The sequence below is a fragment of the Mycoplana dimorpha genome, assembly GCF_003046475.1.
Taxonomy (GTDB): domain Bacteria; phylum Pseudomonadota; class Alphaproteobacteria; order Rhizobiales; family Rhizobiaceae; genus Mycoplana; species Mycoplana dimorpha.
In genome coordinates, this window is sequence record NZ_PZZZ01000005.1 from 213263 (window position 1) to 229344 (window position 16082).

At 64.9% G+C, this 16082-nt stretch carries 12 protein-coding genes; 2 read left to right on the forward strand and 10 right to left on the reverse strand.

Annotation, left to right across the window (positions count from 1 at the left end; genetic code table 11):
• Positions 1–47 precede the first annotated feature (47 nt).
• Both C7449_RS13920 and C7449_RS13925 read left to right on the forward strand, forming a co-directional pair.
• On the forward strand, positions 48–341 hold the full coding sequence (locus C7449_RS13920; protein ID WP_108003410.1) for a CopG family ribbon-helix-helix protein: 294 nt from the start codon (positions 48–50) through the stop codon (positions 339–341).
• A gap of 3 nt (positions 342–344) precedes the next feature.
• Entirely contained in the window at positions 345–632 is a 288-nt protein-coding gene (locus C7449_RS13925) for a type II toxin-antitoxin system RelE/ParE family toxin (protein WP_108003411.1), read from the forward strand.
• 20 nt (positions 633–652) lie between these two features.
• On the opposite strand, the gene C7449_RS13930 is transcribed toward C7449_RS13925, so the two are convergent.
• From C7449_RS13930 to C7449_RS13975, 10 genes are all read right to left on the reverse strand, one after another.
• The gene (locus tag C7449_RS13930; RefSeq protein ID WP_108003412.1) at positions 653–1141 is read right to left on the reverse strand and encodes a MaoC family dehydratase; all 489 of its coding nucleotides are present in this window, start codon (positions 1139–1141) and stop codon (positions 653–655) included.
• A 236-nt stretch (positions 1142–1377) separates the two neighbouring features.
• Entirely contained in the window at positions 1378–3366 is a 1989-nt protein-coding gene (glgX, locus tag C7449_RS13935; protein WP_108003413.1) for a glycogen debranching protein GlgX, read from the reverse strand.
• A gap of 2 nt (positions 3367–3368) precedes the next feature.
• Complete coding sequence (locus tag C7449_RS13940; RefSeq protein ID WP_108003414.1) at positions 3369–4997, reverse strand: alpha-D-glucose phosphate-specific phosphoglucomutase; 1629 nt, start codon at positions 4995–4997, stop codon at positions 3369–3371.
• Positions 4998–5164: 167 nt separating this feature from the next.
• Positions 5165–6604 (reverse strand): glycogen synthase GlgA, encoded by a 1440-nt coding sequence (gene glgA / locus C7449_RS13945; RefSeq protein ID WP_108003415.1) that lies wholly within the window; start codon positions 6602–6604, stop codon positions 5165–5167.
• A gap of 12 nt (positions 6605–6616) precedes the next feature.
• Positions 6617–7879 (reverse strand): glucose-1-phosphate adenylyltransferase, encoded by a 1263-nt coding sequence (gene glgC, locus C7449_RS13950; protein WP_108003416.1) that lies wholly within the window; start codon positions 7877–7879, stop codon positions 6617–6619.
• Between the two features lie 16 nt (positions 7880–7895).
• On the reverse strand, positions 7896–10100 hold the full coding sequence (glgB, locus tag C7449_RS13955; protein ID WP_108003417.1) for a 1,4-alpha-glucan branching protein GlgB: 2205 nt from the start codon (positions 10098–10100) through the stop codon (positions 7896–7898).
• Complete coding sequence (locus tag C7449_RS13960; RefSeq protein ID WP_170115901.1) at positions 10100–12559, reverse strand: glycogen/starch/alpha-glucan phosphorylase; 2460 nt, start codon at positions 12557–12559, stop codon at positions 10100–10102. Before C7449_RS13960 ends, glgB begins: the two co-directional genes overlap by 1 nt.
• A gap of 256 nt (positions 12560–12815) precedes the next feature.
• A complete protein-coding gene (locus tag C7449_RS13965; protein WP_108003419.1) occupies positions 12816–14063 on the reverse strand; it encodes a vWA domain-containing protein in 1248 nt (415 codons plus the stop codon).
• A 298-nt stretch (positions 14064–14361) separates the two neighbouring features.
• On the reverse strand, positions 14362–15129 hold the full coding sequence (locus C7449_RS13970) for a VOC family protein (protein ID WP_108003420.1): 768 nt from the start codon (positions 15127–15129) through the stop codon (positions 14362–14364).
• A 112-nt stretch (positions 15130–15241) separates the two neighbouring features.
• Positions 15242–15961 (reverse strand): DUF899 domain-containing protein, encoded by a 720-nt coding sequence (locus C7449_RS13975; RefSeq protein WP_210204737.1) that lies wholly within the window; start codon positions 15959–15961, stop codon positions 15242–15244.
• Positions 15962–16082 lie beyond the last annotated feature (121 nt).

The window sequence follows — 16082 nt, forward strand, 5'->3', positions numbered from 1 at the left end:
TTCAAGACCGTCGCCTAATGCGATACAATGTAGCGAACATCGCTACATTGTATCGGCTGGCCATGTCTGCACCGTTTTCACTTCGCCTTGATTCCGAGCTGAAAGCCCGCCTCGAGGCCGAGGCGCGCAATCAGGACCGCTCCGCGTCTCACGTGGCGGCAAAGGCAATCGAGATGTTTCTCGATGCGCAGGATGCCAAGCGACTGGCAATCGAAAGAGCATTGGAGCAGGCCGACGCCGGCGCCTTTGTCTCCGCCGACGCCGTTCATCGCTGGATGAACAGCTGGGACAGCGACCAGGAGCTACCCGAACCACAGCCCGATCGCCTGAAAGAGCCTTGATCGATGGAGATCGTCTACCTGCCGAGCGCGGTGGCCGATCTCCAATGGATGCGCCTCTACTATTCGCGTGTCTTCCCTCAAGGCGCCAGGCGTGCGAGGCAACATCTGCTCGCCACAGAACGCCTCCTGGCAGACAACCCTTATGCGGGTGAAGCGACGGGCATCGCCGACGTGCGGGAGTTTCCAATCCGGCGCACGCCCTTTTCCATCATCTATCGCGTGCGCTCCCGCCGGCTGGAGATCCTGCGGGTCTGGGATCAGCGCGGCGACCCGCACAAACTTGGATTTTGATTGGAACCAGGGCCGCCCGCCTACGCGTCCTCCGGCCGATCCTTTGGATCGAACTGGATGATCGTCAGCCAGTTGGCGGTCAGCGCCGGCTTGCGCTCGTCCTCGATCTCCACCGTGACGTCATAGGTGCACATCAGCATGCCGGCGCCGCGAAAGCGCGCATCGGCCATGGTGAAGCGGCCGCGCACGCGCGCGCCGCTCTTCACCGGCGTCATGAAGCGGACCTTGTCGAAGCCGTAGTTGATGCCCATCGTCTGCTCGATCACCTTCGGCAGGCAGTCGTAGTTCATCGCCGACAACAGCGACAGCGACAGGAAACCGTGGGCGATCGTGCCGCCGAAGGGCGTCTCCTGCGCGGCGCGGACCGGATCGGTATGGATGAACTGGTGGTCCTCCGTGGCCTGCGCGAAACGATCGATCATCGTCTGGTCGACCGTGAACCACCGTGAGAGGCCGATCTCCTTACCCACCAGGTCCTTGACGTCAGTGAGGTGGATTTCGCGGGGCATGGACGGTCCTTTCGTTCGTATCCGGCAGCCGAGTCGGCTGCGTTTCTAGCGCAAGTCTTCCGATCGTGTGTAACGGTTTCGGGACAAAGACGTGCGTGGGAACAAAAACTTAAAGCAGGTGGCGACGTTTTTCCGCGCGACCTGCTTTAGCGCATGGATTGCCGAATGGTAACCGTTTTTTCGCAGGATTTCCGATGGAAAGGGGCATCCCTCGCAACGGAACTCCGCCGTAACCGTCAGGCCTGCTCGATCAGAAAAGTGACGCTGCGCGGCGCCAGTTCTGCCGCCTGCTCAGTAGCGAGGAACTCCAGCCAGATCTTGCCGTTCGCTGCCGGAAGTTTGAGCGCAACCGGTTCGCTCGTGCGGTTGAACCCGACCGCCAGGCGCACCGTCTCGCCGGTATCGACCTCCTTGCTTGCCAGCACCATCACCAGCGTGCCGGCAAAGGGACTGTCCCAGTCCTCGACCCGCATCGGGCGGCCGTCGGGCCGCAGCCATTCGACGTTGCCGCCGTCGAAGAAGGCGGTATCCGAAAAGATACTGAAGCGCTTCCGGATGCCGCCCAGGGCCGCCGTGTGGGCAACCAGTTCCTCGTCGAACCGGCTCCAGTCGAGCCAGATGATCGCGTTGTCCTGGCAATAGGCGTTGTTGTTGCCGCGCTGGCTGCGCCCGCCTTCGTCGCCCGCGGTCAGCAGCACCGTTCCCTTGGACGCGAATAGGCTGGAGAGCAGTGCTTTGACGTCGCGCTTGCGGGCCGAGAGCACGGCCGCATCTTGCGTCTCGCCCTCGACGCCGTTGTTCCAGGAGTGGTTCTCGCCGTGGCCGTCGCGATTATCCTCGCCGTTCGCCTCGTTGTGCTTGCCGGCATAGGAGACGAGGTCCTTCAACGTGAAGCCGTCATGGGCGGCGACGAAGTTGACGCTGCGCGTTCGTTTGGTGCCGCTGCGCTGGAAGATGTCGGCGGAGCCGGAGAGCCGGGTGGCAAAGGCCCCGAGCCGGCCCGGATCGCCGCGCCAGAACAGCCGGGTGTCGTCGCGGAAACGGTCGTTCCATTCGAGGAAGGGCGCGGGGAAATTGCCGAGCTGGTAACCGCCGGGGCCGATGTCCCACGGCTCGGCAATGATAACATGGTCGCAGAGCAGCGGATCGACCTGCATCTCGGCGAAGAGGGCGGCCTGCGGGTCGAAGCCCTTGCCATTGCGGCCGAGGACCGAGGCGAGATCGAACCGGAATCCATCGACGCCGGCATTTCGGACGAAATGGCGCATCGAATCGAGTATCAGCCGGCGTACGACCGGGTGCTCGCAGGCGATGGTGTTGCCGCAGCCGGTGTCGTTGACGAGATCGCCGGGGCGGCCGGCGACGTGCCGGTAATAGGTGAGGTTGTCCAGCCCGCGCATCGACAGCGTGGTGCCGAAGCGATCGCTCTCGCCCGAATGGTTGAAGACCAGGTCGAGGATGACGCCGATGCCCTCGGCGCGAAGGGCTGCCACGGTCGCAGCAAGTTCCGCCATGCCGCCCGGCGCCAGCCGCGGGTCCAGCGCCATCAGCGCGATCGGATTGTAGCCCCAGCTGTTGTGCAGGCCGAGCGGCGGAAGGTGGCGCTCGTCGATCCAGGCGACGATCGGCATCAGTTCGACCGCATCGACTCCGATGCGCTTCAGGTGCGAGACGACCGCCGGATGGGCGAGCGCGGCGATCGTGCCGCGCATGTTCTCCGGAATGTCGGGGTGCAGCATGGTGAAGCCGCGCACGGCGACCTCGTAGATGACGCCGCCGGGGCGAAACAGCGGCGGGGCGACCGGCACCGGCCGGTCGATCGTCACGATCGCCTTCGGCACGAGGTCGGCGGTTTCCTCGCCCTGCTGCGTCAGGCGATTGTCGTGGACGAAACGGCGGTCGAGTTCCTTCGCGTAGGGATCGACCAGCAGCTTGGCGGGGTCGAACCAGAGACCGTGGTCAGGTGAATAGATGCCCTCGGCCCGGAAGCCGTAGCGCGTGCCGGGGCCGATCCCTTCGACGAACGCCCGATGCAGGCCCGTGTCGTCGCGCTGCATCGGAACGCGGCGGGTCTCGCGCCGGCCGTGTTCGTCGAACAGGCAAAGATCGATGCGGGCTGCGTCGCGGGAATGGACGGCGAAGGAGACGCCGCCCTCCACGACTGTCGCGCCGAGAGGTTCCGCGGTCCTCGGCTCGATGGCGGAGACCGGGTCTATTTCTGTCATCCTCAGGTAATCACGCTCGGGGCGCTGCGGCCGGTGCGGCCCTTGATGCCGGCGATCTCGTCGGCGACCGCGATGAGATCGGCGAGCGCCTTCTGAGTCTCGATGTCATGGCGCGAGGTGTCCGGCTCGAAGCGCTCGATATAGACGCGCAGCGTGGCGCCGGAGGTACCGGTGCCGGACAGGCGGAAGACGATGCGCGAGCCGCCGGCAAACAGGATGCGGATGCCCTGGTGCTCGCTGACAGAGTGGTCGACCGGGTCGTGATAGGCGAAGTCGTCGGCCTTCTCGACCGTGAGCGCGCCGAAGGTCTTGCTGGGAAGGTCGGCGAGACGGTCGCGCAGCGCGGAAATCAGCCCGTTGGCGGCGTCCGTGTCGACTTCCTCGTAGTCGTGGCGCGAGTAGTAGTTGCGGCCGTAGGTGGCCCAATGCGCCCTGACGATGTCGATGACGCTTTCCTTGCGCACCGCGAGAATATTCAGCCAGAGCAGCACCGCCCAGAGGCCGTCCTTCTCGCGGACGTGGTCGGAGCCGGTTCCGGCGCTCTCCTCGCCGCAGATCGTCACCTTGCCGGCGTCGAGCAGGTTGCCGAAGAACTTCCAGCCGGTCGGCGTCTCGTACATGCCGATGCCGAGCTTGTCCGCCACCCGGTCGGCGGCGCCGCTGGTCGGCATGGAACGGGCGATGCCGGCGAGCCCCTTACTGTAGCCCGGCGCCAGATGGGCATTGGCCGCGAGCAGCGCCAGGCTGTCGGACGGCGTCACGAAGATGCCGCGGCCGATGATCAGGTTGCGGTCGCCGTCGCCGTCCGAGGCGGCGCCGAAGTCGGGCGCGTCGTCGGCCATCATCGTGTCGTAGAGGGCGCGGGCATAGACGAGGTTCGGATCAGGATGGTGGCCGCCGAAATCCGGCAGCGGCATGAAGTTCAGCACCGATCCCTTCGGCGCGCCGAGGCGGTTCTCGAGAATCTCCTTGGCGTAGGGGCCCGTCACCGCGCTCATGGCGTCGAACACCACACGGAATCCGCCGGCGAACATGCGGCGGATGGCGGGGAAGTCGAACAGCTGCTCCATCAGATCGGCATAATCCGTCACCGGGTCGACGACGGTCACGGTCATGCCTTCGACGGTCTGCGTCCCTTCGAGGTCGATATTGATGTCGGCGGCGTCGGCAATCTTGTAGCTGTCAATCACCTTCGAGCGGGCGAAGATCGCGTCGGTAATCTTCTCCGGCGCCGGTCCGCCATTGCCGACATTGTACTTGATGCCGAAATCCTCGGTCGGTCCGCCCGGATTGTGGCTCGCCGACAGGATGATGCCGCCGAAGGCGCCGTATTTGCGGATGAGGTGCGAGGCGGCCGGCGTCGACAGGATGCCGCCGCGGCCGACCAGCACCTGCCCGAAGCCGTTCGCCGCCGCCATCTTGATGGCGATCTGGATCACCTCGCGGTTGTAGTAGCGACCGTCGCCGCCGATCACCAGCGTCTGCCCGGAAAAGCCCTCCAGCGAATCGAAGATCGACTGGATGAAGTTCTCGGCGTAGTTCGGTTGCTGGAAGACGGGCACCTTCTTGCGCAGGCCGGACGTGCCGGGCTTCTGGTCGTCATACGGCTTGGTGGATACGGTCTTGATCATGGCTGGCTCGGAACTCTTGGAATTATGGATGCCGTGCAGCGGAATGCGCGCCTGACAAGAAGGCAAGGATGCAGGAAATGCGGGGCACTTTCAAATCATTCCGATGCGCGTAAGAGGCGAAACGGTCGCGGGGATCGGGGCGGTTGGTCCGGGCCGGTGAGCGCCTGTCAGGCTCTCTCCAGGAGGCTGTCGTAAAGGCGTGCATAGCGTTCAGCGCTCCTTTCCCAAGATACGTCGGACTTCATGCCCTGATTCTGCAACCGGCCCCAGACCTTTGGCTCCCGAAATGCGGTGAAAGCGCGGCGAAGCGCCTGGCGCAGGCCATCGGCACTGACCGGCGCGAATTGGAAGCCGGTGGCGACGCGGGCGTGCAGGGCCGCCTCGTTGGCGTCGATCACCGTGTCCGCAAGGCCGCCGGTCCGCGCTACGATCGGCACGCAGCCGTAGCGCAGGCCGTAGAGCTGGGTGAGGCCGCAAGGCTCGAAGCGCGACGGCACCAAAATCGCGTCGGCGCCGGCCTGCATCAGATGGGAGAGCGGTTCGTCGTAGCCGATGACGACGCCGATGCGGCTGCGGTGGCGGGAGGCGGCGGCCAGGAGCGCCCCTTCCAGCCCCTGGTCGCCGGCGCCGAGAACGGCGAGCTTGCCGCCCTCGGCAACGATCCAGTCGGCGACCTCGGCGATCAGGTCGATGCCCTTCTGCCAGGTGAGGCGCGAGACGACGCAGAAGATCGGTCCGTCGTCTTCCCCCAGTCCGAAGCGCTCTGCGAGCGCGGCGCGGTTCTTCGAGCGGGCGCGAAGGGCGCCGGGGCCATAATTGGCGGCGATGTGCCGATCGGTCCTCGGATCCCACACCGCGGTGTCGATGCCGTTGACGATCCCGATCAGCTCGCCGGCCCGGGCATTGATCAGGCCCTCCAGCCCCATGCCGAACTCGGGCGTGCGGATCTCCTGCGCATAGGTGGGGCTGACGGTGGTGACCTCCCAGGCGGTGCGCAGCCCGCCCTTGAGGAAGCTGACGTCGCCGTAATATTCGAGCCCGTCGAAGCTGAAGGCCGACGCCGGCAGGCCGAGTTGCGGGAAAATGTCGGGGCCGAACTGCCCCTGGAAGGCGAGGTTGTGCACGGTGATCAGGCTGGGCACATGCTCCAGGCCCGTGTAGCGCATGTAGACCGGCGTCATCGCCGCCTGCCAGTCGTGGGCGTGGACGAGGTCCGGCGTCCAGTCCGGGAGGATGCCGCGGGCGATCTCGGCGCCGGCCTGCGACAGTGCCGCGAAACGTTTCCAGTTGTCGGGGTAGTCCTTGCCCGTGGAGTCCACATAGGGGCCGCCGTTGCGGTTGTAGTAGGCGGGCGCGTCAAGGACGAGCAGGTCGAGACCGGCGTGCTGGACGGCGAGAAGGCGCATCTCGTCGCCGAACACGCTCAGAAGTGTCGCGACCTTGCGGGGCTTGGCAATCTGCTCCATCACCGCGGGATAGCCGGGCACCAGCACGCGCATCCGCACGCCGTTGCCGGCAAGGGCGAGCGGCAGGGCGCCGACGACGTCGGCGAGGCCGCCGGTCTTGACGAGCGGGAAGACTTCGGACGACACCGAAAGAACATTCATGGGAGATCCTGGCTAGAGTTCGAGTCTGTCGATCATTGCCTGGGTGATCAGGCATATTCCGTTCTCCGAGCGACGAAAGCGGCTCGCGTCGAGGTCCGGGTCCTCGCCGACGATCAGGCCCTCCGGGATGATCACGCCGCGGTCGATGACGACGTTGCGCAACTGCGCGTGCCGTCCGATCGTCACGTCCGGCAGTACGACGGCACCCTCCAGCCGCGAATAGGAATTGGCGCGCACGCCGGTGAAGAGCAGGCTGCGGTGCAGCGCCGAGCCGGAAATGATGCAGTTGCCGGACACCAGCGAGGAAATTGCCGAGCCGCGGCGGTTCTCGTCGTCGTGGACGAATTTCGCCGGCGGCGAGATCTCGGCGAAGGTCCAGATCGGCCAGGTGCTGTCATAGATGTCGAGTTCGGGCGTGACGTCGGTCAGGTCGATATTGGCCTGCCAGTAGGCGTCCACCGTGCCGACGTCGCGCCAATAGGCCTGGCGCTCGAAGTCGGAGCGCACGCAGGAGGCATTGAAGCGGTGGGCGACCGCCTTGCCGTGCTCGACCACGTAGGGGATGATGTCCTTGCCGAAGTCGCGGGTGGAATCGGGCTCGGCGGCGTCGCGTCGCAGCAGTTCCATCAGGAATTTCGTGTGAAAGACGTAGATGCCCATCGAGGCGAGCGCCATGTCCGGATTGCCCGGGATGCCGGGCGGGTCGGCGGGCTTTTCGACGAAGTCGACGATCTGGTCCTTGTCGTCGACATGCATCACCCCGAAGCCGGTCGCCTCCATGCGCGGCACCTCGAGGCAGCCGACGGTCACCTCCGCGCCGGAGTCGACGTGCTGCTGCAGCATCAGCTCGTAGTCCATCTTGTAGACGTGGTCGCCGGCCAGGATGACCATGTATTCGACGCCGTAGTCCTCGATGATGTCGATGTTCTGGTAGACGGCGTCGGCGGTGCCGTCGTACCACTGGGTCTCGGAGACGCGCTGGCTGGCGGGCAGGATATCGAAGCTCTCGTTGCGCTCGGGGCGGAAGAAGTTCCAGCCGCGCTGCAGGTGGCGGATCAGCGAATGGGCCTTGTACTGGGTGGCGACGCCGATGCGACGGATGCCTGAATTAAGCGCGTTGGACAGGGCGAAATCGATGATGCGGGCCTTGCCGCCGAAATAGACCGCCGGCTTGGCGCGGCGGTCGGTCAGTTCCTTCAGGCGGCTGCCCCGTCCACCCGCCAGCACATAGGCCATCGCGTCGCGCGCGAGGGGATGAGTCCGTTTCTGATCCATGGTGTCCTCCCGAAAGCTAAGCATCCTGTTCCAGCATCAGGGTCGCCAGCGGCGGCAGCGTGATCGCAGCAGAGACGTTCCCCTTGTCGTCCCTTACCGCTTCGACGGCGCCGCCATTTCCCTTGCCCGACCCGCCGTAGATTTCGGCGTCGGTGTTCAGGATCTCCCTCCATCGTCCCTCGACCGGCAGTTTCACGCGATAGTTCTCGCGGTAGACCGGCGTGAAACTGGTGACGACGGCGATCAGCTTCTCGCCCGGCGCCTTGCGCAGCCAGGCGAAGACCGAATTGTCCCGGTCGTCGGCGATCAGCCATTCGAAACCCTCGGGCTCGCAGTCGCGCCCGTGCAGCGCCGGCTTGGAGCGGTAGGTGCCGTTGAGGTCGCGCACCAGCCGGCGCATGCCCTCGTGCAGCGGATACTCCAGCAGGTTCCAGTCGAGCGCCCGGTTCTCGTCCCACTCCCGCCACTGGGCGAATTCCTGGCCCATGAACAAGAGCTTCTTGCCCGGATAGCCCCACATGAAGCCGTAGTAGGCCCGCAGCGTCGCGAACTTCTGCCAGTCGTCGCCGGCCATCTTGGCGATCAGCGAGCCCTTGCCGTGCACGACCTCGTCATGGGAGAGCGGCAGGACGAAGTTCTCGGTAAAGGCGTAGAGCAGGCCGAAGGTGATGTCGTTGTGATGGAACTTGCGGTGCACGGCCTCGCGCTTCAGATAGGCGAGCGTGTCGTGCATGAAGCCCATGTTCCACTTGAAGCCGAAGCCCAGGCCGCCCTCGTGCACGGGATGGGAAACCTTCGGCCAGGAGGTGGATTCCTCGGCGATCGTCAAAACGCCCCGGTGGGCGCCGTAGACGCTGGCGTTCATCGCCTGCAGGAAGCGGACCGCCTCGAGGTTCTCGTTGCCGCCGTACTCGTTCGGCAGCCACTCGCCGTGCTTGCGCGAATAGTCGAGGTAGAGCATCGAGGCGACCGCATCGACGCGCAAGCCATCGATATGGAACTTCTCCGCCCAGTAGAGCGCATTGTTGATGAGATAGGCGAGAACTTCCTGGCGGCCGAAATTGTAGATCGCCGTGTTCCAGTCCGGATGGAAGCCCTTGCGGGGGTCGGCATGCTCGTAGAGGGCCGTGCCGTCGAACCAGCGAAGGCCGTGCTCGTCGGTCGGAAAATGCGCCGGCACCCAGTCGAGGATGACGCCGAGGCCGACCTTGTGGGCACCGTTGACGAAGCGGGAAAAACCCTCCGGCTCGCCGAAGCGGGCCGTCGGCGCGTAAAGCCCGGTCGTCTGGTAGCCCCACGACGGGTCGTACGGGTACTCCGAGATCGGCAGGAACTCGATGTGGGTGAAACCCATGTCGACGCAATAGGGGATCAGCCGATCGGCAAGCTCGTCCCAGGACAGCATCTCGCCATTGTCGCGCCGCTGCCAGGAGCCGGCATGCACTTCGTAGATGGAGATCGGCTGGCGGCGCGGATCGGCGTCGGACCAGAAGGCCCGATGGGCGTCGTCTTCCCAGGCCTGCTCGATCTCGCCGGTCGTCATCGAGGCGGTGCGCGGGCGCAGTTCGGAGCGTCGCGCGAACGGGTCCGCCTTCAGCGGCAAAAGCTCGCCGTTCTTGCCGACGATCTCGTACTTGTAGGCCTGGCCCGCCTCGACGCCAGGCAGGAAGATCTCCCAGATGCCGGTGTCGCGGCGCAGCCGCATGAGGTGGCGGCGACCGTCCCATTCGTTGAAGTCGCCGACCACCGAAACGCGCCGCGCGTTCGGGGCCCAGACGGCGAAGTGGAAGCCGTCGACCCCTTCGAGCGTCAGCGGATGAGCGCCCATCCGGTCGAACAGCCGAAGATGCGAGCCCTCGCGAATGTAGTAGTCGTCCATCGGCCCGAGCACCGGGCCGAAGGAGTAGGGATCGACCACGATCCACGCCCCGTCGGCGTTGCTGGCTCGGTAGCGGATCGGCTGCCGCATGCGGATGGCGACCGCGCCCTCGAAGATGCCGGCGGGATGGATCAGCGCCAGTTCGCCGATCGGCTTGCCGGCAAGCGTTTCGGCTGTGACTGTGTCTGCGCCCGGAATGAAGCAGCGGGCGACGAAGCCGTCGCCCGCCTGGTGGACGCCGAGCACCGAAAAAGGGTCCGCATGGCGGCTTCCCATGATGGCGTCGATATCGGCCTTGGCCAGGCCCGTCGATTGTTTTTCCAGCGGGCCCCCTCTCGCCATCAAGCGCCCCAGATCTCGGTTGCGTACTGACGGATCGTCCGGTCGGAAGAAAACCAGCCCATGCGGGCGGTGTTCAGGATGGTCTTGGTCTCCCAGCGCGACTTGTCCTTCCAGAGCCTGTCGACCTCCCGCTGCGCCTTCGCATAGGCGTCGAAATCGGCCGCGACCATGAACCAGTCGTGATCGTAGAGGCCCTCGATCAGGCCGGCATAGCGACTGCGGTCGTCGGGGGAGAAGACGCCTGACGAGATGGCGAGCAGCGCCTGGGCAAGTTCGGGCGAGTTTTCGATGACGGCACGCGGGCTGTGGCCCTCGGCGCGCACCCGCGCCACCTCGGCCGCGGTCATGCCGAAGATGACGATGTTGTCGGCACCGACATGGTCGCGCATCTCGACATTGGCGCCGTCAAGCGTGCCGATGGTCAGCGCGCCGTTCAGGGCGAACTTCATGTTGCCGGTGCCGGAGGCCTCCATGCCGGCGGTGGAAATCTGCTCGGAAAGGTCGGCGGCCGGGACCATCATCTCGGCCAGCGAGACGTTGTAGTTCGGCACGAACACCACCTTCAGGAGCCCGCGCACGGCCGGATCGTTGTTGATCACCCGGCCGACGTCGTTAGCGAGCTTGATGATCAGCTTGGCGTTGTGATAGCTCGGCGCCGCCTTGCCGGCGAACAGCTTGACGCGCGGCACCCAGTCCAGCTCCGGACGGGAGCGGATCTGGTCGTAGAGCGCAACCGCCTCGATGATGTTGAGAAGCTGGCGCTTGTATTCGTGGATGCGCTTGATCTGGATGTCGAACATCGCCTCGGGGTCGATGCGTATGCCGACCCGGGCCTGGACGAGCTGGGCGAGCTTGATCTTGTTCTGCCGCTTGATCGCGGCAAAGCGCTCCTGGAATGCGGCGTCGCCGGCGAAGACATCCAGTTGCTTCAGCCGCTCGGCATCTTCCTCGAAGGAGACGCCGATCGATTCGCAGATCAGATTGAAGAGCTCGGGATTGCACTGCATCAACCAGCGGCGCGGGGTGATCCCGTTGGTCTTGTTGTTGATGCGCTGCGGGTAGAGGCGGTGAAGATCGGCAAACACCGTCTCCTTCATCAGTTCGGTGTGCAGGGCCGAGACGCCGTTGACCGAATGCGAACCGACAAAGGCGAGATTGCCCATGCGCACCCGACGCTCGCCGCTTTCCTCGATCAGCGAGATGTTGCGGATCTTCTGGTCGTCATAGCCGTGGTCGTTGCGGGCCTCGAGCAGGATCTTGGCGTTGATGGCGTAGACGATTTGCATGTGGCGCGGCAGGAGCCGCTCGAACAGCGGCACCGCCCAGCTTTCCAGCGCCTCCGGCAGGAGCGTGTGGTTGGTGTAGGCGAAGGTCTTGCGGGCGAGGTCCCAGGCGGCGTCGAAGTCGATGCCGTGCACGTCGGTCAGAAGGCGCACCAGCTCGGCGACGGAAACGGCTGGGTGGGTATCGTTCAGCTGTATGGCGACGGCGTCCGGCAGCGAGGTGAAATCCGGATACTGCTGCAGATGGCGGCGCAGGATATCCTGCAGCGAGGCGGAGGAGAAGAAGAACTCCTGACGCAGCCGCAGCTCCTGGCCGGCGGCCGTCGCATCGGCCGGATAGAGGACGCGGGTGAGGCTTTCGGCCTTGTTGCTCTCGCGCAGCGCGCCGATATGGTCGCCGGCATTGAAGGCGGCGAGCAGGATCGGATCGATCGGATAGGCCGACCAGAGACGCAGGGTGTTGACCCGCCTGGCCCGCCAGCCGACCACCGGCGTGTCGAAGGCGGTGGCGATGACGCGTTCGGCCGGCTTCCAGATGAAGCGCTGCCGCCCGCCGCCGAGGTCGACCGTCTCGACCGCGCCGCCGAAGCCGATCTCATAGGAGCTCTCGCGCCGTTCGAACTCCCAGGGATTGCCGTGGGCGAGCCAGGTTTCCGGCAGTTCGACCTGCCAGCCATCGGCCAGTTCCTGGCGGAACAGGCCATGGACGTAGCGGATGCCGTAGCCGTAGGCCGGCACGTCGGTGGTCGCCATCGATTCGATGAAGCAGGCGGCCAGCCGGCCGAGACCGCCATTGCCGAGTGCGGCATCCGGCTCGAGCTCGGCAATCACGTCGATATCGACGCCCAGCGAGGCGAGCGCCTCGCGCATCTCGTCCATCAGGCCGATATTCGTCATGGCGTCGCGCATCAGCCGCCCGATCAGGAATTCCAGCGACAGGTAATAGACGCGCTTGGCGCCGATCGCATAGGTGCGCCGCGTCGAATCCATCCACTTGTCGGTGATGCGGTCGCGCGCCACGAGAATGGCCGCGGTCAGCCAGTCGTGCGGCTTGGCCACCTTCGGGTCCTTGCCGATGCGGTATTTCAGGCGTTCCACAAGTTCGGTTGCAAGCTGCGTCGGCTCCGTGGAGCGCAGCGCGGGGGTGGGGATCTCGCTGGCGGTGACCCTGTTCATCATGGGCGGTAACGACCCCCTTCACTTCAGTCGGCAACCATCGCAATCCAGCCCTTGCCACAATTTTGCATCTATCCGGAACGCATGCAATACGGCGCCGCCAGAAAGCCGGCCGGCCCAAAAACGCGAGGACCCGCCGGCCTGAGGCGCGGCGGGTCCTGTCCGGTCGTCGGCCGCGAACGTTGCGCGGCGCAAGCTTATCGGTCGGGGTATGCTGTGGCCGTCCCGAAACCGCCGGCCTCCGGGACGACTTGCATCAGTGCGTGAGGCGGGCGATCACCGCCGTGGCCCGCTCGCCGATCGCCTTGAACGCGGAAACCAGCTGCCCCATGTCGTCGGCCTCGAAATAGTTGGCTTCCGTCGTAGCGCAATATTTCAGCAGGCTCTGGCCACGCGCTGGCGCCATGAAGGCCACCGTGTAGACTTCAACCTTGGCGGCCCGCGCCTTGTCGCAATATTGTCTGGTCTCGGTGTCGGACTTCTTGCCGTTCGAGCTCGACGAGCTGCCGTTGTAGGCGGTGTTGTCGCCATCGGTCATGAACACGATGTATTTCGTCGGCACCTGGCCGTTTTTCTGCCGGTGAGCCGGAATCTCCGTCTCCTTGTTGCTGTCGGACGGGACGAGCTTGTCGAAGGCCTTGGCGAACGCAGCGTGCGAATCCGTGCCGCCGGTCGGGATCGAGGGCAGGGCATTGACATAGGCCAGCGCACCGTCGGAACCCCAGGCGAACTGGGTTTCGGTCTGCATATTGTCATTGTAGGAGACGGCGGCGGTGCGAACGAGTTCCTTCTTGGGGTCGGCCGTGTTCAACTGCGTGGCCAGGCTGGCGACGGCGAGTTTCAGCGCGCCGATCTTCTTCGTGTAGCACGGTTTTGTGCTCTTGAGGTTCGGATACTGGCCCCAATTGTCTTCGGTGTAGTTCTGGCAGGCCTCGGTCTTGCTGGCGATCTCGTCGGTTCTGAACGACATCGAACCCGAGCGGTCGACCACCAGGAACATCGAAAGGGCGTTCTTCGATTCCGTCGCGCTCTCCGCCGAGGTGCTGGCCGTCAGCGTCGCCTTGTCGTTGACGAGAAGACGCGTCAGCGGGTTCAGGTCCATGCTGTAGCGTGCCGTCATGTTGATGACGAACGTCTTGCCGGTGCCGACGGTGGCGACCTCCCGGATGTCGATGCTGGTGCCGGAGGTAATCTCCTCATCCTTGGCCTTTGCCACCTCGTCGCCGAGATCGCTGCCTTCGCGCATCTGGGCCGCCAGGAACTGGATCGCCAGCAGCTTGGCCTTCTCGACCGTATAGCCCTTGTTGGCGAGGGCGGAGGCTGCGGCGAGTGCTGCCGAATCGGCGGCGTCCTGCAGCCGCGTCTTCGTCATGATCATCTTGGTGACATCGATCGAGATGCCGCCGGCGCCGAGAAGCACCGGCAGCAAGATTGCCGTCATCGCGGCGAAGTTGCCGCGCCGGTCCCGCGCCAGACGGGAAAGCTGTTCCGTCGTCGTTTTCATCTTTGGAATGCCCCATCGTCATAATGTTGGCCCGACGATAGCGCGCAGAAATTATTCTACGGTTTCAGCAACCGCTAAAATTCGATCGAAAACCGTGCCGATATTGGAAACCCGGGCGTTTGGGGCAATTCTCCCTGTGCCTAATCGGGACGGCCCCGAAAACGGCGGCGTCGCTGCGGTTCGATGAAACGGCAGATCGGCCGGGGATGGCGTTGCGCCATCGGCCATCTCCCGCGACGATGTACTGCAATCGCTGCGGGAGATGTCCGGGCACAGAAGCAGGCAGTGCACGGGTTTGTCAGCGCTTCGGCGCGACCAGCGCGAAATGGGCGCCCTGCGGATCAACGCCATTGATGATCCACGCGCCGCCGGGCACCTCCATCGGTCCCATGACGACCTTGCCGCCGCCGGCGTTGACGCGCTCGACGGCCGCGTCGATGCCCTCGACGTTGAAGTAATAGGCCCAGTATGGCGGTGCGGGCATGTCCTTCGGCTTGGTCATCATTCCGCCGCACGTCTGGCCGTCGATCTTGAAGAGCTGGTAGATGCCCATTTCGCCCATGTCGAGGGCCTGATCCTTTTCCCAGCCGAAGAGGGAGGAATAGAAGCTCCAGGCGCTGTCGAGATCGCCCGCCATCAGCTCGTGCCAGCCGATCCGGCCGGGCGCCATCTGGTCGCCATCCGGCTGGCCCTCGCCGCTGGAGTTGAACAGGCAGAAGGCCGCACCATGCGGGTCCGCCACCACGGCAAAACGGCCGATGCCGGGGATGTCGTCGGGCTGGCGATAGACCCTGCCGCCCTTCGTCGCGACGTCCCTGGCGGTCGCGTCGACGTCGTCGGCATAGATGTAGCCGATCCAGGCCGGCGGCATGCCCGACGCCTCCTCCGGCGTGGTCATCAGGCCTGCGACCATCTTCTCGCCCATCGAGAAGATCGTGTATGTCATGTCCGGCATGCCGGCATCCTTGGCGGTCCAGCCGACGACGGACTTGTAGAACCGCTCGGCAGCGGCAATGTCGCTGGTCATCAGCTCGTACCAGACGAATTTTCCTTGGTTCTGGGACATGGTTCCTCCGATCCTGTTTTTCTCAGATGCGAGCAATAGGGGCGCCGCGCGCTCAACCCTGCGGGCGGCAACGCTCGACGTCCGCGGTCGTCAGGCCGCGCCGGTCCAAGCCTCAGGGCTTCGGCGCGTCCTCATATTCATCGTGCCGTTTGACGAAGCTCAGCGTTCCGGTCTCGTTGCGGCCCTTCGGCGCGCGGTCGAGCACCATCAGCGTGCCGAGGATCTCCTCGCCGCCGCGGGCATATCCGGAATAGGTATGATAGACGGTTCCCGCCTCATCCTTGAAGAAGGCGCTCATGCCCGGCAGTTCGTCGTGGGCCTGTTCCGACGGCGTCTCGCGATAGTTGTAGTCGACCGTGCCGCGCGCCAGCTCCTCCCTGGTGAAGGAGACGTGATAGTCGAAGTTGAAATCGCTGCCATATGAGGACACCCAGGGGAAGTGCCACCCCATGCGCTTCTTGTAGGCCTCGATTCTGTCGAGGGGCGCGCGCGACACGCAGACGAAAGTGACGTCGTGATGGTTGAGGTGCGGCAGCATGCCATCGATGTGGTCGGCGACGAACGAGCAGCCGGGGCAGCCGGCCTGCCAGTCCGGGCCGAACATGAAATGATAGACCATCAGCTGGCTGCGGCCCTCGAAGAGGTCGGCCAGCGTCTTCTTCCCGTCCGGCGTGTCGAACGTGTATGCCTTGTCGACCTTGACCCAGGGCAGGGCGAGGCGTTCGGCCCGCACCTTGTCGCGCAGGCGGGTCTCCTCCTTCTCAAGCGCCAGGAGCGCCGTGCGCGCCTTCAGCCAGGCTTCACGGGAGACGATTTCGTGGTCCGGTCTCATGTTCGCCATCCTCCTCAACGGGACATTCGACGCAAAGGCGTGGGCGGCTGCGCTTCATCCAGCGCCGGCCTCACCGCCCCGAGCCTGACTATAGACGCAGCATGCGGCGGCTTTCCGACAA